The organism is Mycobacterium sp. MS1601 (assembly GCF_001984215.1).
Classification (GTDB): Bacteria; Actinomycetota; Actinomycetes; order Mycobacteriales; family Mycobacteriaceae; genus Mycobacterium.
Map to the genome: position 1 here is coordinate 4,940,286 of NZ_CP019420.1, position 21,590 is coordinate 4,961,875.

General features: G+C 64.9%; 20 protein-coding genes and 2 pseudogenes. 16 read left to right on the forward strand and 6 right to left on the reverse strand.

The window, feature by feature from the left end; translation table 11 throughout:
* Window positions 1-23 precede the first annotated feature (23 nt).
* Genes BVC93_RS23820 through BVC93_RS23830 form a run of 3 tightly spaced genes read right to left on the reverse strand, consistent with a single transcriptional unit; the run spans window position 24 to window position 1,319 of the window.
* Entirely contained in the window at window positions 24-317 is a 294-nt protein-coding gene (locus BVC93_RS23820; protein ID WP_083739607.1) for a DUF503 domain-containing protein, read from the reverse strand.
* A gap of 7 nt (window positions 318-324) precedes the next feature.
* Window positions 325-771, reverse strand: a complete 447-nt coding sequence (locus tag BVC93_RS23825) for a hypothetical protein (RefSeq protein ID WP_236950100.1) — start codon at window positions 769-771, stop codon at window positions 325-327.
* A gap of 41 nt (window positions 772-812) precedes the next feature.
* Window positions 813-1,319, reverse strand: a complete 507-nt coding sequence (locus BVC93_RS23830) for a hypothetical protein (protein ID WP_083739609.1) — start codon at window positions 1,317-1,319, stop codon at window positions 813-815.
* Between the two features lie 147 nt (window positions 1,320-1,466).
* On the opposite strand from BVC93_RS23830, the gene arc reads away from it, so the two are divergent.
* Both arc and BVC93_RS23840 read left to right on the forward strand, forming a co-directional pair.
* Entirely contained in the window at window positions 1,467-3,284 is a 1,818-nt protein-coding gene (arc, locus tag BVC93_RS23835; protein WP_083739610.1) for a proteasome ATPase, read from the forward strand.
* Between the two features lie 173 nt (window positions 3,285-3,457).
* Window positions 3,458-4,633 carry a GGDEF domain-containing protein gene (locus tag BVC93_RS23840; RefSeq protein WP_083739611.1) on the forward strand — a complete coding sequence of 392 codons (1,176 nt, stop codon included), beginning with the start codon at window positions 3,458-3,460 and terminating at the stop codon, window positions 4,631-4,633.
* Between the two features lie 74 nt (window positions 4,634-4,707).
* Here BVC93_RS23840 and BVC93_RS23845 read toward each other — a convergent pair.
* Window positions 4,708-4,916: pseudogene (locus BVC93_RS23845) on the reverse strand (hypothetical protein); the annotation flags it as partial.
* Window positions 4,917-4,959: 43 nt separating this feature from the next.
* Window positions 4,960-5,781, reverse strand: coding sequence for a DeoR/GlpR family DNA-binding transcription regulator (locus tag BVC93_RS23850; protein ID WP_236950101.1), 822 nt, complete (start codon window positions 5,779-5,781; stop codon window positions 4,960-4,962).
* A gap of 110 nt (window positions 5,782-5,891) precedes the next feature.
* Here BVC93_RS23850 and BVC93_RS23855 point away from each other — a divergent pair, with 110 nt between their 5' ends.
* The 14 genes and pseudogenes from BVC93_RS23855 (at window position 5,892) to BVC93_RS23920 (ending at window position 20,420) form a co-directional block, all read left to right on the forward strand.
* Window positions 5,892-6,758 (forward strand): class II fructose-bisphosphate aldolase, encoded by an 867-nt coding sequence (locus tag BVC93_RS23855; protein WP_083739612.1) that lies wholly within the window; start codon window positions 5,892-5,894, stop codon window positions 6,756-6,758.
* Window positions 6,755-8,061: pseudogene (locus tag BVC93_RS23860) on the forward strand (D-tagatose-bisphosphate aldolase, class II, non-catalytic subunit). Before BVC93_RS23855 ends, BVC93_RS23860 begins: the two are co-directional and overlap by 4 nt.
* Entirely contained in the window at window positions 8,058-9,185 is a 1,128-nt protein-coding gene (locus BVC93_RS23865; protein ID WP_083739613.1) for an SIS domain-containing protein, read from the forward strand. Before BVC93_RS23860 ends, BVC93_RS23865 begins: the two are co-directional and overlap by 4 nt.
* A gap of 5 nt (window positions 9,186-9,190) precedes the next feature.
* Window positions 9,191-10,171 (forward strand): N-acetylglucosamine kinase, encoded by a 981-nt coding sequence (locus BVC93_RS23870; protein ID WP_083741284.1) that lies wholly within the window; start codon window positions 9,191-9,193, stop codon window positions 10,169-10,171.
* The gene (locus tag BVC93_RS23875; protein ID WP_083739614.1) at window positions 10,168-11,094 is read left to right on the forward strand and encodes a DMT family transporter; all 927 of its coding nucleotides are present in this window, start codon (window positions 10,168-10,170) and stop codon (window positions 11,092-11,094) included. The genes BVC93_RS23870 and BVC93_RS23875 overlap by 4 nt, the downstream gene beginning before the upstream one ends.
* The gene (locus tag BVC93_RS23880; RefSeq protein ID WP_083739615.1) at window positions 11,091-12,413 is read left to right on the forward strand and encodes an alpha-glucosidase/alpha-galactosidase; all 1,323 of its coding nucleotides are present in this window, start codon (window positions 11,091-11,093) and stop codon (window positions 12,411-12,413) included. Before BVC93_RS23875 ends, BVC93_RS23880 begins: the two co-directional genes overlap by 4 nt.
* The gene (locus BVC93_RS23885; protein ID WP_083739616.1) at window positions 12,410-13,696 is read left to right on the forward strand and encodes an ABC transporter substrate-binding protein; all 1,287 of its coding nucleotides are present in this window, start codon (window positions 12,410-12,412) and stop codon (window positions 13,694-13,696) included. The genes BVC93_RS23880 and BVC93_RS23885 overlap by 4 nt, the downstream gene beginning before the upstream one ends.
* Window positions 13,697-13,722: 26 nt before the next feature.
* Window positions 13,723-14,616 (forward strand): carbohydrate ABC transporter permease, encoded by an 894-nt coding sequence (locus tag BVC93_RS23890; RefSeq protein WP_083739617.1) that lies wholly within the window; start codon window positions 13,723-13,725, stop codon window positions 14,614-14,616.
* Window positions 14,613-15,527, forward strand: coding sequence for a carbohydrate ABC transporter permease (locus tag BVC93_RS23895; RefSeq protein ID WP_083739618.1), 915 nt, complete (start codon window positions 14,613-14,615; stop codon window positions 15,525-15,527). Before BVC93_RS23890 ends, BVC93_RS23895 begins: the two co-directional genes overlap by 4 nt.
* A gap of 11 nt (window positions 15,528-15,538) precedes the next feature.
* Window positions 15,539-16,615, forward strand: coding sequence for an ABC transporter ATP-binding protein (locus BVC93_RS23900; protein WP_083739619.1), 1,077 nt, complete (start codon window positions 15,539-15,541; stop codon window positions 16,613-16,615).
* Between the two features lie 21 nt (window positions 16,616-16,636).
* Entirely contained in the window at window positions 16,637-16,843 is a 207-nt protein-coding gene (locus BVC93_RS23905) for a zinc-ribbon domain-containing protein (RefSeq protein ID WP_083739620.1), read from the forward strand.
* A 69-nt stretch (window positions 16,844-16,912) separates the two neighbouring features.
* Window positions 16,913-17,332: an NAD(+)--rifampin ADP-ribosyltransferase gene (arr, locus tag BVC93_RS23910; protein WP_083739621.1), complete on the forward strand. Its 420-nt coding sequence runs from the start codon at window positions 16,913-16,915 to the stop codon at window positions 17,330-17,332.
* 185 nt (window positions 17,333-17,517) lie between these two features.
* Entirely contained in the window at window positions 17,518-17,982 is a 465-nt protein-coding gene (locus BVC93_RS23915) for a hypothetical protein (RefSeq protein ID WP_157517053.1), read from the forward strand.
* Window positions 17,979-20,420, forward strand: a complete 2,442-nt coding sequence (locus BVC93_RS23920) for a M48 family metalloprotease (protein ID WP_083739623.1) — start codon at window positions 17,979-17,981, stop codon at window positions 20,418-20,420. The genes BVC93_RS23915 and BVC93_RS23920 overlap by 4 nt, the downstream gene beginning before the upstream one ends.
* Before the next feature lie 12 nt (window positions 20,421-20,432).
* Here BVC93_RS23920 and BVC93_RS23925 read toward each other — a convergent pair whose 3' ends face one another.
* The gene (locus BVC93_RS23925; protein WP_083741285.1) at window positions 20,433-21,569 is read right to left on the reverse strand and encodes a hypothetical protein; all 1,137 of its coding nucleotides are present in this window, start codon (window positions 21,567-21,569) and stop codon (window positions 20,433-20,435) included.
* Window positions 21,570-21,590: the final 21 nt, after the last annotated feature.

Consider the following 21,590-nt stretch of genomic DNA (forward strand, 5'->3'; position numbering starts at 1 on the left):
CCCACCTCTGCCCGAGCGATCGGCTAGTCGTCGCTACGTGACAGGCCGCGGCGGACCGACAGCAGCTCGATCTCCGGGCGGGCCGCCACCAGGCGTTCGGCGGCATCGAGCACCTCGACCACATGGGCGCGCTCACCGGCCACCGCAGCCACGCCGACGCCGGTGCGCCGGTGCAGATCTTTCGAACCTGTCTCGGCCGCCGAGACGCTGAACTTGCGACGCAGTTCAGCGACGATGGGACGCACCACCGAGCGCTTTTCCTTGAGCGAGTGCACATCGCCGAGCAGGATGTCGAATTCCAGCCATCCGATCCACATGATCAGCTCACCCCTGATAGGCCAGCAGGAGGTCGGCGGTGTGCCGTGACAGCTGCCAGTGATTCTCGGCGAAGCTGAACTCCATGGGGAACACGAACGGTTCGGCCGTTGGATCCGCCGGGGTGATGCTCACCTGTGCGACCACCAGTCCGGCCCGGGTGTCCACCGGCGCGACGTCGCGTGCCGAAATCTCCAGCGGCGGCAGCTGATTGTCCACCAGCGCGGTGGTGAATCTGTCCACCGCAGCGGCGTCGGCAGCGGTGGCGTTTTCGATCAACGGGAGTTTTTCGGCGCCGGGCACGGCCGGATCGGTGATGCGGGTCAACACGTCGATCAACACCGAGGGCTGGGGGAGCTCAGCCGGTCCGGTTGTGGTGGACGTGATCGGCGGCGGAGGTGCCGAGGGTGGGGGCGGAGCACTGCTGCTGCACCCCAACAGCCCGAACGCCGCCACGAGGATCGTGGCGGCGTTCAGTGCTGCGAGTCGGATCAGCGTCAGCCCGCCGAAGCCAGGAGCGACAGTGCCGAACCCTTCTGGACCAGCCAGCCGGAGGGGCTCGGACCGGCGATGAAGGTCACCGGACGGGTGGTGCTGACGCCGTTGGCGGCGGTGGCGGTCACGTTGGCCGTGGCCACCGGACCGTTGACGTCGATGTCTGCCACGCCGAAGGTCAACGGGAACAGACCCTTGGCCTGCGCGTTCGAGAAGGCGCGGTCAGCGGTGATGGCCTCGATGCGGCCCACTCCACCTTCGATGTACGCCGACTTGGCGCCACTGAACGAACCACCGGTGGCCAGCGCGTTCAGCGTCTGGGTCAGGGGGGCCTGCAGGTCAGGTGCGGGCGTCTGCGGCAGCGGTATGTCCCACACCACCGGCTGGATTGCCGGGGATGTGACCGTGGTCACTGATGCAATGGAAGTCACACCTGCCGCCGCGGCGCCGACGACGGCGACCGCACCGACGGCGGTTGCCACACCGGTGGCGAGGGATTTCAGGTTCACGGCTGTCCTTTCGATCGGCCGGCCTCTGGAGCAGAGGCTAACAGTCTCTCTGGTGTGTCGAATTCCTACACCGCACACAAAGTCTGAATCGCCGGTAGCTTTGAAGTTGTTACCGCACCAACTTTCGGTGCGGGGGAGGAGCGCAGCATGAGTGAATCAGAGCGTTCGGGGGAAGACCCGCAGGGCTTTTCCAGCGAAGATGCTGCAGAGCTGGAGTCCTTGCGCCGCGAGGCGGCAATTCTGCGTGAACAGCTCGACGCCAGCGGAAGTCAGGGCGCAGCGCGCAGTGCACGCGATGTGCATCAACTCGAGGCCCGGATCGACTCGTTGGCGGCACGCAACGCCAAGCTGATGGAAACTCTGAAGGAGGCGCGCCAGCAGCTTTTGGCTCTCCGCGAAGAGGTCGACCGGCTGGGCCAGCCGCCCAGTGGCTACGGAGTGCTGCTCAGCACCCACGAGGATGACACCGTCGACGTCTTCACCTCGGGCCGCAAGATGCGCCTCACCTGCTCTCCCAACATCGAGGTCTCGGCGCTCAAGCAGGGCCAGACGGTCCGGCTGAACGAGGCCCTCACCGTCGTCGAGGCCGGAAGCTACGAGGCCGTCGGCGAGATCAGCACGCTGCGTGAGATCCTCGCCGACGGGCACCGCGCACTGGTGGTCGGGCACGCCGACGAAGAACGGATCGTCTGGCTGGCCGAACCGCTGGTGGCCGCCGCCGACCTGCCCACCGATCTGCAGGCCGAGTCCGAGGACGACTGGCGACCCCGCAAGCTGCGCCCCGGTGACTCCCTGCTGGTGGACACCAAGGCCGGCTACGCCTTCGAGCGCATTCCCAAGGCCGAGGTCGAGGACCTGGTGCTCGAAGAGGTGCCCGACGTCAGTTACCACGACATCGGTGGCCTCACCCGCCAGATCGAGCAGATCCGCGATGCGGTGGAGCTGCCGTTCCTGCACAAGGACCTCTACCGCGAGTACGCGCTGCGTCCGCCCAAAGGTGTGCTGCTCTACGGGCCGCCCGGCTGCGGTAAGACGCTCATCGCCAAGGCGGTGGCCAACTCGCTGGCCAAGAAGATGGCCGAGGTCCGTGGCGACGACGCCCGCGAGGCCAAGTCCTACTTCCTCAACATCAAGGGCCCGGAGCTGCTCAACAAGTTCGTCGGTGAGACCGAGCGCCACATCCGCCTGATCTTCCAGCGGGCTCGGGAGAAGGCGTCCGAAGGCACTCCGGTGATCGTGTTCTTCGACGAGATGGACTCGATCTTCCGCACCCGCGGCACCGGAGTCAGCTCGGACGTGGAGACCACTGTCGTGCCTCAGCTGCTCTCGGAGATCGACGGCGTCGAGGGGCTGGAGAACGTCATCGTGATCGGCGCCTCCAACCGCGAAGACATGATCGACCCCGCGATCCTGCGGCCCGGCCGCCTGGACGTCAAGATCAAGATCGAGCGGCCCGACGCCGAGTCGGCGCAGGACATCTTCAGCAAGTACCTCACCGAGGACCTGCCGGTGCACGCCGACGATCTGGGTGAGTTCGACGGTGATCGCGCGCTGACCATCAAGACGATGATCGAGAAGGTCGTCGACCGGATGTACGCCGAGATCGACGACAACCGGTTCCTGGAGGTCACCTACGCCAACGGTGACAAGGAAGTCATGTACTTCAAGGACTTCAACTCAGGCGCCATGATCCAGAACGTCGTGGACCGGGCGAAGAAAAACGCCATCAAGTCGGTGCTCGAAACCGGCCAGCGTGGTCTGCGTATCCAGCACCTGCTGGATTCGATCGTCGACGAGTTCGCCGAGAACGAGGATCTGCCCAACACCACCAACCCCGATGACTGGGCACGGATCTCGGGCAAGAAGGGCGAGCGGATCGTCTACATCCGCACGCTGGTCACCGGCAAGAGTTCGAGCGCCAGCCGGGCCATCGACACCGAGTCCAACCTGGGCCAGTACCTGTAGATCATCACCGCGACACACACTCGCCCGTCTCCAGCTGGAGACGGGCGAGTGTGTGTCGCGGGCAATGTATTAAGCGCACCTATTGACGTCCCTTGCCAGTGACAAGTGCGCGAGCCTAGTACTGACGCTAGTGTCAGTGACTGATTTGTTGACTACGGCAAGGCTGACCTTTCATGATCCCCGACGTCCGCACCATGTGGATGGTCGTCGCCACCACCGCCTTGCTGTTCGGCTTCCTCGAGGTCTGGGCCGGCTGTGGCAGGCGGCGCGACACGGCCATGGTGATGTGGGGCTGCGCCAACGTCGCGGGCGGTATCGGCGCCGGTCTGTTGAGTACCCAGGGGATCTTGCCCTACATGTTCGCAGAAGCCCTGGCCAACGGTTTCCTGGTGCTCGTGTGGAGTCTGATCTGGGCCGGAGTGCGAGTGTTTGCGGGTCGACGGATCCTTTTGCGCGCCAGCTTGTTCGGGCCGGTGGCGGTGACGATGGCATGTCTCTACATCCCGCCGTTCACCACCGACATGGTGGTGCGATTGCAGCTCACGTCAGTGGGCATCGTCGCGTACCTGATCCTCATCACCGTCGACGCCGTACGTGCCGAGCGCTCCGAGCATCTGGTCATGCGACGTGTCTTGGCGGCGTTGAGCATTGTGTCGGTGGTCCCGGTGATCTGGCGGGCAGTCAACGCCCAGCAGAACTCTGGCTCCTTCGAGTTGATGAGGAACACCGCGGCAACCGCGACGCCGCTGGTGTTGCTGTTCGTCGCGGCCATCGCGATCAACGTCTGTCTGTTGCTCGTCGGCCGGGAGCGCCTGGGTAATCAGCTGGCGCAGGCGGCGGTGATCGACAGTCTCACAGGAGTTTTGAACCGGGCCGGGTTCATGGACCAGGCAGCAGAGGCGGCCCATTCCTGCCTGCGTGGCCGGCGGCCGTGCTCTATCGTGCTGATGGACCTCGATGAGTTCAAAGCGGTCAATGACCGCTACGGACATGCCGCCGGGGATCTGCTGTTGTCGGAGTTCGCCGCGATCGCACGAGCCAATGTGCGTCCCGGGGATGTGCTGGGGCGCATCGGCGGCGAGGAATTCTGCGCACTCCTTGTCGGAGCAGGCGAAGCGGAGGCCATCGCCGTGGCCGACCGGTTGCGAACAGCCTTTGCCGACGCGGTTTTCGACTATGCCGGCGTATTGCTCACGGGAACGGTGAGCGTAGGCGTCGCGCAGGTGCGATCAGGAGAAGAGTTGGTGATCCCAATTCGACGGGCTGACGAGGCGATGTACCGGGCCAAGAAGGATGGCCGTGACCGTGTGGTCGGCGCTTCGGACGGTGATCCGCCTGCACGGCCGTGACATCGGTGCGACGGAAATCGACTATGTGGTCAGGTGCGCAGTGAGTAGCTGTTGGCCAGGTAGTCTCGCAGGACGTGAGCCTTGGTAGCAGCGGTAGGCGCCGGGTTCATCGATGACAGAGACACCGTCGCCTGCTTGTGCATCTGGGGCCGTTGAGAAGTGCTGTGACGGCATCGTTTTCGGCCGCGATGGCGGCGGCATCGAGTGCAGACCAGAGTTCGCCCGGACAGTCGTTGAGTGGGAAGGTGTTGTAGACGTCGGCAACAGGACCGGCATCTGTCATGCGGACCAGCAGGACTTCGCCGTAGCGCCTGCCGAAGACGGGCTCAGCCACGGCTCAGATCGCCTGTCGGGACCACGTGAACGCGCACTCCGCACTCGGCGATGCGTTCGAGTTGTTTCTCGTCTGCCGTCGAGTCCGTCACCAGGTGGTCGAGACCGTCCAACGACGCCATCTTGGCCAGGGTCACCTTCCCGATTTTCGAACCGTCCACCGCCACGATCACACGTTGTGCGTTGGCGGCCATGGCAATTGCAGTCCTGGCTTCGGCTTCGTCGAAAGTGGTGGCGCCCACCTCCGCGGACATGCCGTCGGCGCCCAGAATCGCGGTGCCCACCGTGATCACCTGGAAGGCGTGCTCGGACATCGGTCCGACAGCCTCCAGCGAATTGGCCCGCACCAGACCGCCGGTGATGATCACCTTCATGTGGGCGTCGACCGCGCAATTCGCAGCGATGGTCAGTGAATTGGTCACGATGGTCATGTGAGACCTGCCCTTCAGTGACTTGGCGACTTCGCCACACGTCACCCCGCCGGTCAAGGCGACCGACTGCGGTCCGGGGGGCACCAAGGCGGCCGCGTGTGCGGCAATGCGACTCTTGATCGCGACCATGCGGTGATCACGTAGTCGGACCGGGACCTCGCTGCCGCTGGGGTCCAGAGCGCGGGCGCCGCCGTGGGTGCGCACCAGCAGGCCCTGCTCTTCGAGCTCGCTCAGATCGCGGCGCAATGTGGCCGAGGAGATGTTCAACTCGTCGCACAGCACCGTAGAGGTGACCTCACCGCGGTCTCGCAGCAAAGACAGCACCTCGCGCATTCTGTCGGTTCGCTTGATCGACAACGCTCGCCACTCCTCAGCCAATCCCATGAACGATCAGTTTTCCTGATCGTTTACCCGCGTTCCGTTGCGCGTTATGAGCGATCTTCCCATGATCTACCCATGGTTCATCCACATCATCACAATCGTTCGGCGGCGCTGTGACTATCGCCGCCACAGCAGATCTCGTTGCTGCCGCGGTGGCCTCCGGTACCGCTGTCCCGGCGTTCAACGTCATCACCATCGAGCATGCCGAGGGAATCGCCGCGGGCGCCGAACAGGCCGGGACCGCCGCGATCCTGCAGATCAGCGAGAACACCATCGCGTTCCACGATGGCCGCATGGCGCCCCTGGTGGCAGCGTGCGCCCAGATCGCCGCTGCGGCAGGTGTTGGTGTGGCGCTGCACCTCGACCACCTGCAGGACACCGGGTTGATCACCGAGGCGATCACCGTTGCCGCGCAACTGGGAGTCACGTCGATCATGGTCGATGCCGCCCACCTGCCGTACGCGGACAATGTCGAGACCACCCGCGGCCTCACCCGCGACGCCCATGCCGCAGGACTGTGGGTGGAGGCAGAACTGGGCGAGATCGGCGGGAAAGGCAATGCGCACACCCCGGGTGCTCGCACCGATCCGGACGAGGCCGCATCGTTCGTCGCGGCGACGGGCGTCGACGCGCTGGCCGTTGCGGTGGGCAGTTCGCACGCGATGACCACCCGCGATGCCCACCTGGACCACCAGCTGATCGGCGCACTGGCCGCTGTTGTCCCCGTTCCTCTTGTGCTGCACGGGTCTTCCGGTGTCGGCGACGAACAGCTGCGCGGCGCCACCGAAGCGGGCATCCGCAAGGTGAACATCGGGACAGCGCTCAACATCGCCTATACCTCGGGTGTGCGAGAGGTGTTGCGCAAGGATCCCTCCAAGTCAGATCCGCGGCCCTACCTCGCGATTGCCCGCCAGGCGGTCACCGACACCGTCGAGGACCTGTGCCGGGTGGTCACCACGACGCGGGCGGGTGCACGATGACCAGGACACAGCTGATCAACCCCCTGGCAGAGATCATCCGCAGGCACAAATCGGGGGAGCCGGTCGGCATCTACTCGGTGTGTTCGGCCCACCCCACCGTGGTGCGGGCCGCTGTGGAACAGGCGAAAACCGACGGCAGCGTGGTGCTGATCGAGGCCACGTCCAACCAGGTGGACCAGTTCGGCGGCTATACCGGTATGCGGCCCAGCAATTTTCGTGACATGGTGCACCGAATCGCCGACGACTGCGGACTGGCGCGGGAGCGGGTGGTGCTCGGGGAGACCACCTGGGGCCCAACCGATGGCAGAACCGACCCGCCGAAGAGGCGATGGCACACGCCAGGGACCTGATCGCCGCGTATGTCGAAGCCGGATACACCAAGATCCATCTGGACTGCAGCATGTCCTGCGCCGACGACCCGTCCACGCTGACCGACGAAGTGGTGGCGGCCCGCACCGCCCAGCTGATGCGGGTGGCCGAGGACACCGCCGAACGTGCCGGCCTCGAGGGCCCGTTGTACGTCATCGGCACCGAGGTTCCAGTTCCCGGCGGTGCGCACGAGACACTGGCCGGGCTCACTCCGACGCCGGCCACTCACGCGCTTCGCACCCTGAGCGCACACCGGATAGCTTTTGCCGAAAAGGATCTCGATCACGTCTGGCCACGGGTGATTGCGCTGGTGGTGCAACCAGGGGTGGAGTTCGACCACCTCGCGATCGTCGATTACCAGCACAGCGGCACCGCTGAACTGAGAGGTGTCCTGGACGACGAAGCCGGTTTGGTGTTCGAGGCGCATTCCACCGACTACCAACAACCCGCACAACTACGTCAACTCGTCGAGGACCACTGGGCCATTCTCAAGGTCGGACCCGGGCTGACCTTCGCCATGCGTGAGGCGTTGTTCGCCCTGGCCGCGGTCGAAGCCGAACTGGTGGCACCGGCGTCGCAGTCGCGCCTGGTCGAGGTCATCGAGGCGCGCATGCTCGCCGACCCGTCGTACTGGGAGTCCTACTATCACGGTGATCCGCACACCCAACGCACCGCACGCAGGTACAGCTACAGCGACCGGTTGCGCTACTACTGGTCCGATCCCGAGATCGACGCCGCGCGGGAGGCACTGCTGGACAACCTGCGGCGCCGCGGTATTCCGATGCCCCTGATCAGTCAGCACCTACCCGTGCAGTACCACCGGATTCGCGCGGGTCACCTTCAGCCGGACCCCCTGGCCCTGGTGATCGACAAGATCCGCGACGCACTGCGCCCGTACGCCCAAGCCTGCTCGACCACTGGAGAATCCCGATGACCACAAACCCCGTGCCCGCGCAGCAAGACGGCGGCGCAACGATCCTCGAAATCGGACAGCAGCCCGGTGCCTGGCGCGATGTCGCGGCCGGCCTGGATCGACCCGCGCAGGAGTTCCTGCGTGCGATCACCGACCGCACGGATCTGCGAGTGATCCTCACCGGCGCCGGCAGTTCCGCGTTCGCCGGTACCATCGCAGCGCCCGCGCTGCGCCGCCACCTGAACCGACGCGTCGAGGCCATCGCGACCACCAGCATCGTCGCCAGTCCGCTCGACCACCTCGAGCCGAACACACCGACCTTGCTGGTCTCCTTCGGGCGCTCCGGCAACAGCCCGGAGAGTATTGCCACCACCGCCCTGGCCGACGAACTGGTCAGCGACATCTGGCATCTCGTCCTGACCTGCGACCGTGACGGCGAGCTCGGCCGAGCCCACGCCGGGCGGGCCGACTCGTTGGTGGTCTTCATGCCGGAGCGCACCAACGACACCGGCTTCGCGATGACCTCCAGCCTCACCTCGATGCTGCTGACCTGCCTGCTGTTGCTGGGAGACACCCGCACCGATGACGTCGACGCATTGGCCCGTGCCGCGCAGCATGTCATCGCTTTGCAGCCCGACATCCGGGCGCTGGCCCAGGCCAAGAAGCAGCGGTTCGTCTACCTCGGTAGCGGACCGCTGGTGGGGCTGGCACGCGAAGCCGCGCTCAAGCTCCTGGAACTGACCGCCGGAGAGGTGGTCACCTACTTCGATTCACCGCTCGGTTTCCGGCACGGACCCAAGTCCGTACTCGACTCCGACACCCTGGCCGTGGTGTTCGTCTCCACCGATCCCTACACCCGGCGCTACGACCTGGACATGATCGCCGAGATCCGCAACCAACTCGGCACCGATGCCGTGGTGGTGTTGTCCACCCAACCGATACCCGACGAGCTGGGACCTGCGGTGCTGCTGCCGGGACTCGACGGGTTGGACGACTCGACGGTGGCGCTGGCCTACCTGGTCTTCGCCCAGTACCTGGCGTTGTTCACCTCGCTGGAATACCGCAAGACGCCGGACAACCCGTTCCCCTCGGGTGAGGTGAGCCGGGTGGTGCGCGGTGTGACCATCTATCCGATGGCCCGGTGAACGCCATGGCCTGTTACCTCGGCGTCGACGGTGGCGGTTCCAAGACCGCCTTCGCGCTGATCGATGCCGACGGTCGGGTGCGGGGGCGGGCGACGGCGCCCAGTTCCTACTACTTCAGCCATGGCTTCGCAGTTGTGGAAGACGCACTGAGGCAAGGTATTTCCGAGGTCTGCTCCTCTGCGGGCATCACCAGCGATGACATCGACTTCGCCTTCTTCGGGCTCCCCGGCTACGGCGAAGCCAGCGCGGACCTCGCCCGCCTCGACGCGGTCCCCGGCCTGATCCTCGGACATGACCGTTACACCTGTGACAACGACATGGTGTGCGGCTGGGCGGGGTCGCTGGCGGGCGAGGACGGTATCAACGTCGTCTGCGGTACCGGATCGATGACCTACGGTGAACGCCTGGGCGTCGGACGCCGCGTCGGGGGTTGGGGTGAGCTGTTCGGTGACGAAGGGTCGGCCTACTGGGTTGCCACCAGGGGACTCAACGCCTTCAGCCGGATGAGCGACGGCCGGCTTTCGCGCGGGCCGTTGTACGAGTTGCTCACGCAACGACTGCAACTCGCCGGCGATCTCGACGCGGTGAGCCTGGTGATCGAACAGTGGGGTGGCGACCGCAGTTCCATCGCGGCGCTGGCCACCACGGTGTGCGAAGCCGCCCGCCGCGGTGACCGGGTGGCCGAGGGCATCATCGTTGATGCCGCCGCCGAACTGGTGACACTGATCGAGACCACCGGTGCGCTCATCGGCTTCGGTGAGCATGACCGGGTACCGGTGTCCTACTCCGGCGGAATGTTCTCCGACAGCGGCTTTCTCGACGCGTTCCGCCGTGCCCTGGAGCAGCTTCCCGCCAAATACGACCTGCAGAGCCCCGTGCTCGATCCGGCGACGGGTGCCGCTCTCTACGCAGCCAAACGCGCTGGGACACCGTTGTCCGCCAACGCACTTCACCAACTCCGCACATGTGAGGCGAGGCCATCATGACCACCCGCAGTTGGATCTTCTACGCCACGCTCCTGATCCTGTTCTGGGGGGTCTGGGGTGCGTTCTCCGCGCTTCCCGCCACCAGATACGGCTATCCCGACGAGATGATCTACAGCATCTGGGCGCTGACGATGATCATCCCCGCCGCCTTCGTCCTCCGCGGGCAGCGCTTCGACCGGCGCCCCAGAGCCGCGCTCTACGGCCTGCTGATCGGTCTCACCGGCGCCGGCGGGCAGCTGCTGCTCTTCCAGGCGCTGACGATGGGCCCGGCGTACCTGATCTTCCCCATCGTGTCGATCTCGCCCGCGGTCACTGTCGTGATGGCGATGGTGCTGCTGCGTGAACGAATCTCCAAACTCGCCGCGGTGGGCCTCATCGCCGCCCTGGCAGCGATCGTGCTGTTCAGCGTCACCAGCACCGAATCCGACGGTTCGACGGGCCCGTGGCTGCCGTTGGCGATCGTGATCTGCCTGGCCTGGGGAGTGCAGGCCTACTTCATGCGCAAGGCTGCCACCACCGGCGTCAACGAGGCCACCACCTTCGGCTGGATGGCGATCAGCGCAATCGCCCTCATCCCCGTCGCGCTGTTCTCCCTCGGTGGACTTCCGCTTGATTTCCCTTGGCAGGCACCCGCATTGACGGCCGTCACGCAGGTGCTCAACGCCGTGGGTGCGCTGTTCCTGGTGATGGCGCTGTCCCGCGGCAAGGCCAGCATCGTGGCACCCACCACCAACGCGCTGGCGCCGGCACTGACCATCGTCGTCTCGCTGATCGCCTACCAGACGCTGCCGTCACCCTACGGGGCGGCGGGAATCGTGCTGGCACTGGTGGGGTCGACGCTCATGGTGTACAGCGACGAGAAGCGTGGTGAGTCACCGACTCCCGTGGTGGCGGCACCCGGCACGGAGGTGCACACACGATGAAGCCGACCATCGTCATCATCGGAGCGGGCAGTGTCGAGTTCACCCGCGAGTTGCTCGGTGACATCTTCTCCTTCCCGGAACTGGGCTCGGTGCGAGTGGTGCTGCACGACATCGACTCCGAGCGACTCGAGACAGCCGAAGCCATCGCCCACGCGACGGCACGCCAGACCGGAGCCACCCCCGAGGTGGTCGCCTCACTGGACCGTCGCCGAGCCCTCGACGGTGCCAGCTACGTCATCAACGTGATCCAGGTCGGGATGCACGACGCGACGGTGCGTGATTTCGAGATTCCGGCGCGCTACGGGCTCAAGCAGACCATCGGCGACACCATCGGCATCGGCGGCATCTTCCGTGGTCTGCGAACCTTCCCGGTGCTGGATGGGATCGCGCGGGACATGCTGGATGTCTGCCCGGACGCCTGGCTGCTGAATTACACCAACCCGATGGCCATGAACATCACCTATCTGCACCGGGTGGCGCCGAACCTCAAAGTGCTCGGGCTGTGCCATTCCGTGTACTGGACGATGGTGGGTCTGTGCGAGATCGTCGGGGTGCCCTACGAGGAGGTGTCCTACTGGTCGGCCGGTGTCAATCATCAAGCGTGGGTGCTGCAATGGGAGCGGGGCGGGCAGGACCTCTACCCGCTGCTGGATCAGCGCATCGCCGCCGATCCCGAGTTGCGCCGGCGGGTCCGGGTGGACATGTACCGCCGGCTCGGGTTCTACCCGACCGAGACCAGCGAACACAGCAGCGAATACGTGCCGTGGTATCTCAAACACCCCGATGAGATCGAGCGGCTCCGTCTCAACATCGGCGAGTACGTCTCGATCAGTGAGGCCAATCTCGCCGAATATGCCCGCGTGCGTGCCGAACTGGCGCAGACTCAGGTGCTGGACGTCGACAGGGGTGCCACGGAGTACGCACCGCAGGTGATCCACTCGCTGGAGACCGGGACGGTCAGGGTCATCGCCGCCAACGTCGCCAACGCCGGCCTGATCACCAACCTGCCCGCAGGTCTCGCCGTCGAGGTACCCACTGTCCTGGACGCCCTTGGTGCACATCCCATGACCGTGGGTGACCTGCCGGCCCAGTGTGCTGCGCTGAACCGCAACTTCCTAGGTCCGGTGGATCTGGCGGTGAGTGCGGCCGTCGACGGGGATCCACGCCTGGTCCGTGCCGCTGCGATGGTGGATCCCAACACCGCGGCCACGCTGACCGTCGACCAGATCTGGCGCCTGTGCGACGAACTGACCGCCGCTCATGGTGACCTCTTACCCCCGGCCCTGCGCACCACGTCAACGAAGGAGTATCAGCTGTGAAACGTCGATCTCGCCTTTTTGTCCTACTCGGGGCGGTCCTTGCCCTTGCCCTGTCCGCCTGCGGTGGCGGCGGTGGGTCCTCGTCGTCCGGTCCCACCGAGGTCACGGTCTGGCACGGCTTTCAGGACACCCAGGGGGAGGTGTTCAAATCCTTGATCGAGAAGTACAACTCCGAGCATCCTGACGTGTCCGTCCGTGAGTTGTACTCCAGCAGCGATCTGGTGCTGCAGAAGGTACTGACCGCGGTGCGTGGCGACAGCGCCCCCGACGTGGCCTACATGTTCGGTTCGTGGTCGCCGAACATCGCGCAGATCCCCCAGCTGGTCGACATGTCCTCCTATGTCTCCGAATCGGACTGGAACTGGGACGACTTCTACCCCGGCGAGCGAGCCGCGGCGACCGTCGGTGACAAGGTGGTCGGAGTGCCCGCCCTGGTGGACAACCTCGCAATCGTGTACAACAAGCAACTTTTCGCCGAGGCGGGCATCGAAGCTCCCACCCCGGATTGGACCTGGGACGATTTCCGCTCCGCTGCAGCCAAACTCACCGATCCCACCAAGGGACAATACGGCTGGTTGCTGCCCGCCGACGGCAGCGAGGACACCGTGTGGCACTACCTGCCGATGCTGTGGGAGGCCGGTGGCGACCTGCTGTCGCAGGACAACGAGCATGCGACGTTCAACTCCGAGGCCGGGGTGAGGGCACTGACCCTGCTGCAGCAGATGGCCGTCGACGACAAGTCGTTGTATCTGGACACCACCAACGAGAACGGCCCGAAGCTGATGAACAGCGGCAAGATCGGCATGCTGGTCACCGGACCGTGGGATCTCAGCTCGTTGCCGGACATCGATTACGGGGTTCAGGTGATGCCCACCTTCGCCGGATCTTCGGGTGGCCACCAGACGATCTCGGGACCGGACAACTGGGTGGTGTTCGACAACGGTGACGAACGCAAGCAGGCTGCCGTCGATTTCGTGAAGTGGTTGACCTCTCCCGAACAGGTGAAGGCCTTCTCACTGGGCACCGGTGACCTTCCGACGCGCACCTCGGTTGGCGAGGACAAAGAGTTCGTCGCACAGCTCAACGAACAGCTCAAGGGATCCGATCTCTTCGTCGAGAACCTGTCGAATGTGCAGAAGGCCAGGCCGACAGTTGAGCAGTACCCGGCCATCTCGGAGGCGTTGGGCCAGGCCATCGTGTCGGTGATGCTCGGGGAGGCGCAGCCCGCTGCTGCCCTGGACGCCGCGGCGCGGACCGCCGACGACGCGCTGGCGGGCAAGTAAGTGCCGGGTCGGGGGAGGAGGCGCGAATGCAGAGGTTGTTGAGCCGGCTCGGCCGCTCGGACCACGTGAGCGGCTGGGCGTTGGTCAGTCCGGCGGCGCTGTTGATCGGAGTCTTCGGCCTGCTACCGGTGTTGATGTCGTTGCAATTGTCCTTCCAGAAGTCCGATCTGCTGACCGAGCAGACTCCTTGGGTGGGGCTGGACAACTACCGGAAGTTGGCGCAGGACCCGGTGTTCCTGGAATCGGTGAAACACACCATCGTCTACACCGCGCTCTTCGTCCCCGGCACCATGCTGGTGGGCCTGTTGATTGCCGCCGCCATGAACCGCTCACTGCGCTTCATCTCGGTGTATCGGACGGCCGCATACGTCACGATGGCGGTGTCCACCATCTCCCAGGGCATCATCTTCCTCTGGTTGACCGACCGGGATTACGGCCTGGTGAACGCCGCCCTGAATACGGTCGGGTTGCCGTCACAGCCTTTCCTGGCCTCACCGGACCAGGCGCTGTACGTGATCGTCGCGATGACCATCTGGGGGTGGACAGGGTTCTCGGTCATCGTCTATCTGGCTGCTCTGCAAGGAGTTCCGGCCGAACTGCACGAGGCGGCGGCCATCGACGGCGCGACGTCGTTCACCCGGTTCCGGACCATCACCGTGCCCCTGCTGGGGCCGGCGAACCTGTTTCTGCTGGTGTGGCTGACCATCAACGCACTGCAGCTGTTCGACGAGGTGTACGCGACCACCCGCGGCGGGCCGCTGCGCGCGACGACGGTGATCGTCTACTACCTGTGGGACCGGGCGTTTGTGCAGTTCGACGCCGGCTACGCCGCCGCCATGGCGTACGCCCTGTTCGTGGTGATCCTGGTGATCACCGGTATCCAGTTTCGGCTCGCGCGTAGATATGTGCACTACTCATGACCATTCGAGATCTGACCCCGACCGCGGCCCCCGCCGCGGTGACCGCCGAGGTGGAGCCGCCCTCTGCGGCGCGGCGGCGGCTTCGGTTCAACCCGTGGCACCTGGTACTCATCCCGGTGTCGTTCCTGCTGCTGGTTCCCCTGCTGTGGATGCTGGTGACGTCACTGGAGACCGAAGGCGAGGCCAACCGCTTCCCGCCGGTGCTGTTCCCGGCCAGCCCGCGGTTCGAGAACTACTCACAAGCTTGGGCCGCAGCACCGTTCGGGCACTTCTTCCTCAACAGCATCATGGTGACCACGGTGGTGCTGGTGAGCAACCTGATCGTGTGCAGCCTCGCGGGTTATGCGTTCGCCCGCATCCGGTTCCTCGGCCGCGGAGCACTTTTTGTCACCTTGATGGCGACGCTGATGGTCCCGTTCCAGGTCACCATGATCCCGGTGTTCCTGGTCGTGAAGTGGTTCGGGGACAACGTGTGGGAAGGGTTGGGCATCGACCACATCGGCGCGTTGATGCTGCCGAACCTGGCGACCGCATTCGGCATCTTCTTCCTGCGGCAGTTCTTCATGACCGTGCCGGTTGAACTCGAGGAGGCGGCGCGGGTGGACGGCACCTCACGCCTGGGCGTGCTGTTCAAGATCGTCCTGCCGCTGTCGCTGCCCGCATTGTCCACCTTGGCCGCGCTGACGATCCTGACGTCCTGGAACGATTTCCTGTGGCCGCTGATCGTCATCACCTCGCAGGACCAGATGACGGTTCCGTTGGGGCTCAGCTATTTCCAGGGCGCACACCGGGTGAAGTGGCCGTTGTTGATGGCGGCGAACGTGATGAGCCTGCTGCCGATGCTGCTGGTGTTCATCGGCGCCCAGCGCTACTTTGTCCAGTCGGTGGCCAGTACCGGCATCAAGGGTTGAGAGGAAAGACCTTGGCAGAAGTGGAATTTCGCGGCGTGACCCGCAGCTACGGCAGTAGCGTGGTTGCATTGGACAATCTCGACCTGACTGTTGCCGACGGTGAGTTCCTGATCCTGGTCGGACCATCCGGCTGCGGCAAGAGCACCGCGCTGCGGTTGCTTGCCGGCCTGGACAAGCCCACGTCGGGGGAAATCAGAATCGGTGGCGCGGTGGTGAATGCGCTGTCGCCGGGCGAGCGGGACATCGCCATGGTGTTCCAGAACTACGCGCTGTACCCGCATATGTCGGTGTACCGCAACCTCGCCTACGGGTTGCGGCAGCGCAAGACGCCGCGCGCCCAGGTGGACCGGCGGGTTCGCGAGACCGCTGAGCTGTTACAGATCACCAACCTGTTGGACCGCAAGCCCGGTCAACTCTCCGGCGGCCAGCGTCAGCGGGTCGCGATGGGGCGGGCGCTGGTGCGCCGGCCACAGGCATTCCTGCTGGACGAGCCACTGTCGAATCTGGATGCCAAACTGCGCAACCAGGTGCGCGGTGACCTCAAGCGGCTGCACCGGGAGTTGCCCGTGACGTCCATCTACGTCACGCACGACCAGGTCGAAGCGATGACGCTGGGGGACCGGCTTTGTGTGATGTCCGAAGGCAAGGTGCAGCAGATCGGCTCCACCGACGACATCTACAACCGGCCGGCCAACACGTTTGTCGCGGCCTTCATGGGCAGCCCACCGATGAACCTCATTCCGGCCGAGGTTCGCGACGGGGTACTGCACGTCGCCGGGTCGGCTGTGGTGTCGGTTGCCGAGCCCGATGGTCCGGTCACGGTCGGGGCGAGACCGGAGCATCTCGAGGTGCGATTCGGTGACGTCGACGGCGCCGTGCCCGCCCGCGTCGACTTCGTGGAACCGTTGGGCAGTCACGTCCTGGTCACCGCGGTGGTGGGCGACACTCGGGTGATCGCCCAGGCGCCCGCGGGTACGGACGTACCGTCGGAGACCCCCATCGGGTTGGTGCTACCTCCAGAGCGGACGTACTTCTTCGACGCGGTGACGGGGGAGTCCAGGCGCAGCCGCCGGCCCGTCCGCCTGTGAGTCGAGCTCTACGCTGGCGGTGTGTTCTTCTTCCTCTTCGGCTACGGCGTCACACAGAAGGTCCTGGGACCGGGGGAGGTCCGCGTGTGCCCTCGCTGTCACAACACCACCCAGTGGCATCGAACTGAGGAGTTCAAGCAGTTCACGCTGTTCTTCGTGCCGGTTGCACGATGGAAGCGGCGCCGATTCGAGGTCTGCGGCATCTGCCGGGCGGCAGTGCCTGCCTGACCCCTCTTCACTGTATGACACAGATGTGGGCTTGCGGCAAGACCCCCTGTCTGGCGCACACTCTCCGGCATGGCGAAACCCTTCGAAGTACACGAGTCCGGTGCCTACCTGCACGGCACCAAAGCCGTTCTCGCGGTGGGAGATCTGCTGGTTGCGGGGCGGGAGTCCAATTACGAGCCGGGGCGCATCATGAATCACATCTACATGACGCAGACCCTGGACGCCGCGGTCTGGGGCGCGGAAATGGCTGCCGGCGAGGGCCGCGGACACGTCTACATGGTGGAGCCGCTGGGGCCCATCGAGGACGATCCGAACGTCACCGACAAGAAATTGCCGGGGAACCCCACCCGGTCCTACCGCAGCCGGCAACCCGTGCGGATCGTCGGTGAGATCACCGATTGGGAAGGCCATTCCGAGCAGCAGCTGCAGAGGATGCGGGACGGTCTGGAGGATCTGCGGCGCCGGGGTGAGGCGGTCATCTACGACTAGGAAGACCGGGAACAGGTGATTGCCTAATTCTTTCTATCGCAAGAACCTGCAGGTCGAGTTCATGGGCCGGCCGTCGGCGGTTTGCTCAAAATTGCCCGTGGTGTCCGTTTCTGTGGGACATTCGAGGCGGGGGCGCTTTGGATATCGGGCCTCCGGGGCGTGTGGGACGGGGGTGAGCGTTTCCGGTGGGTATGAAACGTGCCGATGAGTTGAGTTTCGAGTTGGCCCGCGCCGCAGTCGCGCAGTTGTCGCCGGCCGAGTTGCCCGTGCTCGACGGGCTCGGAATCGAGTTCGTAGAGGCGTCTTCCGCCCCCACTGGCGGTGATGGCGCACTCGGATTCGACGTCACCCAACTGACATTTGCGGTGGTGGCGAGTCAGTGCGCGGTGGCATCAGCGTCGGTGGTCGCCGAGTTCTTCAAGGCTGCGGCGGGCGAGTCCGGGACGTCGCTGGCCAAGGCGCTGGCATCCCGAATCAAGCAACGACGGCAATCGGCGTCCGCTGTGCCCAAGCCGCCGGTACCCCTTGATCCCGCCTTGCTGATGGAGGTCCGCAAGCGGGCGTTCGAACAGGCTCGGCAGTCTGGACTCGACGAATCGGCAGCAAAACTGATGGCAGACGCTCTAGTGGGATCGCTTGTCGCACAATGACAACGTACGCGGAGTCACCGGCTGAGCCGGCTGAAGGCGGGCTGCATGTGCTTCGGGAGACCACACCCCGTTCCGCTCTGGCACTTCTGGCGCTGCTGATCGCGGCGGCGTCCATCGCCGAATCATTGTGGTACGGCTTCTATCTGCAGCATGCCTACGACATGCTCACCAACATCTGTCGGCAACCCGACGGCGCCGCGTGCATCAAGGCCAATCGCGACCAGGTCATTTGGGTTGTGCTGGTAATTCCGCTGGCTCTGGTGGCAGCGGTCGTCGTCGCGGCGGTGTCCTCGACTGCCCGCAGGCGACGCATGAAGCCGCTCGAGATCGCGCCCGCAACCGCGCTCTCGACAAGTTGCGCCGAGGACCTGAGAACCTCTGTGGCGCCGTTACTGTGGCGGGTTGGCCGCCCCGTCGCGACGGCCAGGGCCGATGGTCTGATTCGCAGGTACATCGAGGTGGGCCCGAGTTGGGCCGCTCTCACCGTGGTTGACAAGGAGAAGGCAGCCGCCATTCTCCGGCACGAGTATGCCCACCATCGCAGCAGAGACGTGATCGTGGCGAGGATGACAATCGCACTGAGCATCGTCGTGACAGTCTTGGCCATCGTGCTTCTGATCCAGTCGTTTTCCATCAGCAACCGCACAGCGTCATTGGTGGTGGTGTTACGCAGCGCAGCTTTGCTCTTCGTGGCGGTACTTTCGCGCTCGGCGGTGCTGCGCGCCCGCGAGTTCGACGCCGACCGTTACGCATCAATGGTCGAAACGGCAGGCCTGCGAAGAGCTCTGGGGTCGGAGACAGTATCCGCCCAGTGCCGGCGGTGGTATGCGGCTCTGGCGCATCATCCTAGTCCGGGAGCGCGGCTCGACGTTATCGACTGCCCGTCTGCGATGTATCGACCGCGGCTCGCTGACGCCCTGCTGGTCGGATTGACAGCAGCCATCGGTGCGCCCGTGATCGCACGGTTGTTGGCGACATGGGCGGGCCCGTCAGGATGGAAGCTGTATTCTCCGGCCATTGCCTGGGGCGCCGTCGGCGTCATCGTGGCGTGTTGGTTGGTGGTCATCCTGTGGAATCACTGCCTGGCCTCTCGGTCTGCTTCTTCGTCTGCGCCGCTACGGTTTTCAATTGTCCTGGGCATCGGCATGGTGGTGGGCAACGTATTGTTCTCCGGCGGGCTCCTCGATGCCGACATCCAGGTGCCGCATCATGTGGTGGACGTCCTCACCGCAGCGATGCTGGCAAGCTCGCTCGGGGTAGGCGCCTTGTGGATCCACCAGGTGCTCCGGTCGGTGGTGGGATGGGATCCGTCGGGGCGACTCTTTCGTGGCTGGGCACTGTCCGCGGCGTTGTCGTCGGTTCTGCTGCTGTCGGCGCTGGTGTCATTCACCGCATTTCTGCATTCGATCGCCGTGCTGAAGACGACTATTGGCGAGTCTGTGGGCCTGGCTGAAATGGACCTCGACTCACCATTCAGCGTGCTGGAGAGTGCCCGGCTGTTCAACGTTGAATGGGTGGGGCTGGTGATTCCGTTCGCGGCGGTGGCCGGCTTGCTGATCGTTGTGATGACTGGTTTCTCGCACCGTGATCGATGGCTGGCAATGCTCATCGGCCCATCCCTGGCGGCCTTGGCGGCCATCGCGGTGATGCAGGTGCTCGTCGAGGTATTCGGGGTGATCGACCGTGCAGAAGCGACCGGATGGTTTGCGATCACCCAGATGGTCTATTTTCTGAACTCCGGTCTGGGTCTCACGGTTGCGGTCGCCGGCGCCCTCGTGGCCGGGGTTCTTCCCGGGCCACGGGTAGTCGTCGCCGGTGGTATCGCCGCGCTGAGTGCACCCGTTGCCATGACCGTCGGTCTGAACCTACGAGGTGGTGACCTCGATGTGTTCAACCCGGTAACCCTCGAGGTCACCGCCATCGCTGTCCTGGCAGCGATGGTGCTGGCTGCGGCCTTGGGCACAGGTCCTCTGAAGCTACGCACCCACGCTGTGGCAGCGGCTGCTGGAGCGGGACTGGTGGCTGTTTTCGTCACGTTGGCGACCAGTGCTTCTGGTGCTCATGCCACCGTCGAAGCCGACCGTGCCTACTACGCCCACAACATGACTGCCGAGGTACTCGGTCCCGACGGGGAAGTCGGCAGTGGGCCGCTCTTCGAGGTTCTCGAGATCTGTTCCGGGCCGGTGCAGTCCGATTCTGCCAACCTGGTGAGCACCGCGATCAAGCGGTACGATTCGTCCGAATTTCGGCCTGAGACAAGGAGTCTGGTGGAGGTGCATGCACATCTGATTGACGCACTGACCACCTGTAGGGACGCCATCGACTATGCACAGCGTACCGGTGGTGGCTACATTGCCCCGGCGGCACTGACGAGCGTCCAGACGAACATAGAGAGCTTCATGACGTCATTGACCGAGACGTTAAACGGCGGAGGCTGATCTGGCGTCGCATCAGTCCCGCTCCATCTCCAGGTAGGCGTCGCGCCCGGCCAAGCTCACAGCGACATCGGCGATCAGCGGGTCGAAGAAGCGCTGGCGGTACAGCGGGTCCACGGACGTGCTGACGGTGAAGTACAAACCCGACAACACCGCGACGAACAGCGAGGTGTGCACAAGTGTCTGGGGCACTGGCACATGGATGCCGAACCATGTTCCGGCACAGGGCGGCTCACCCACCGGACAGCTGTCCTGGGATGACCACAACACTGTCACCTCGTCGGGCACCGCGATGATGCCCAGCGCCAGGAAGAAGGTGAAGATACCCGTGGTGAAGAACACCACCTGAATGGCCTGCGACACCACCATCACAGCGACGACGTTGATCTGTTCGGCCACCGACAGCGCGGTGCGCTCACGGGGTGCGGGTTGCGCCGCCAGCGGAGTGCCCGCCAGCAGTGCTGCGGGGTCGGACTGCTCGGAGCGGTCCTCACGCAGGGCCCGCACCTCGTCGCGGATGGTGGTGACCATGAACAGCAGTGCCACCGCCGCCAGGAATCCGATTGTCTGCCAGAGCCGTTCCCTGGTCATTCGGGCCGAGAGCTGCCACAGCTCGCCGGTGAAGTACACGACGACCACCAGCATCAGCACCGGCAGTGCGCGGCTCATCAGATTTCCCAGAGCCCCCAACTGCACCGAGGCAAACTTCAAGGCCCACAACGCGATCGAGCCGAACCCCAGGTAGGTCAGCCACACGGTCACCAGCGTGCCGGCCAGGAACGCCGGTGCCTCGGCCAAGGCCGCGCCAGACCAGCCGTCGACCGCCAGCGGCGTCACCACCACGAACATCGCCATGACCAGCAGGGCAGCGGTGCGCCGACCCCGTTCCGAGGCCGTGGTGCCGCGCTGATGCAGGACATTCAGGACGAATGGTGCGGCAATCAACAGCACGGTGATGACCGCCAGTCGGATGACGTAACCGTAGTCGGGGGAGTCGCCGGTCAGATCCGTCAACAACATGATCAGGGCGGTCACGGCACCCACACCGGCCACCGCGGGTGCCGATCGCTCGATCAGCGCGTGCGAACGCACCCGCCGGGTCAACACGAGTGGCAATCCGCGCTGCAGGAACCAGTCGTGCACACGCTGCATGTCGGACACGGACACAGTGTC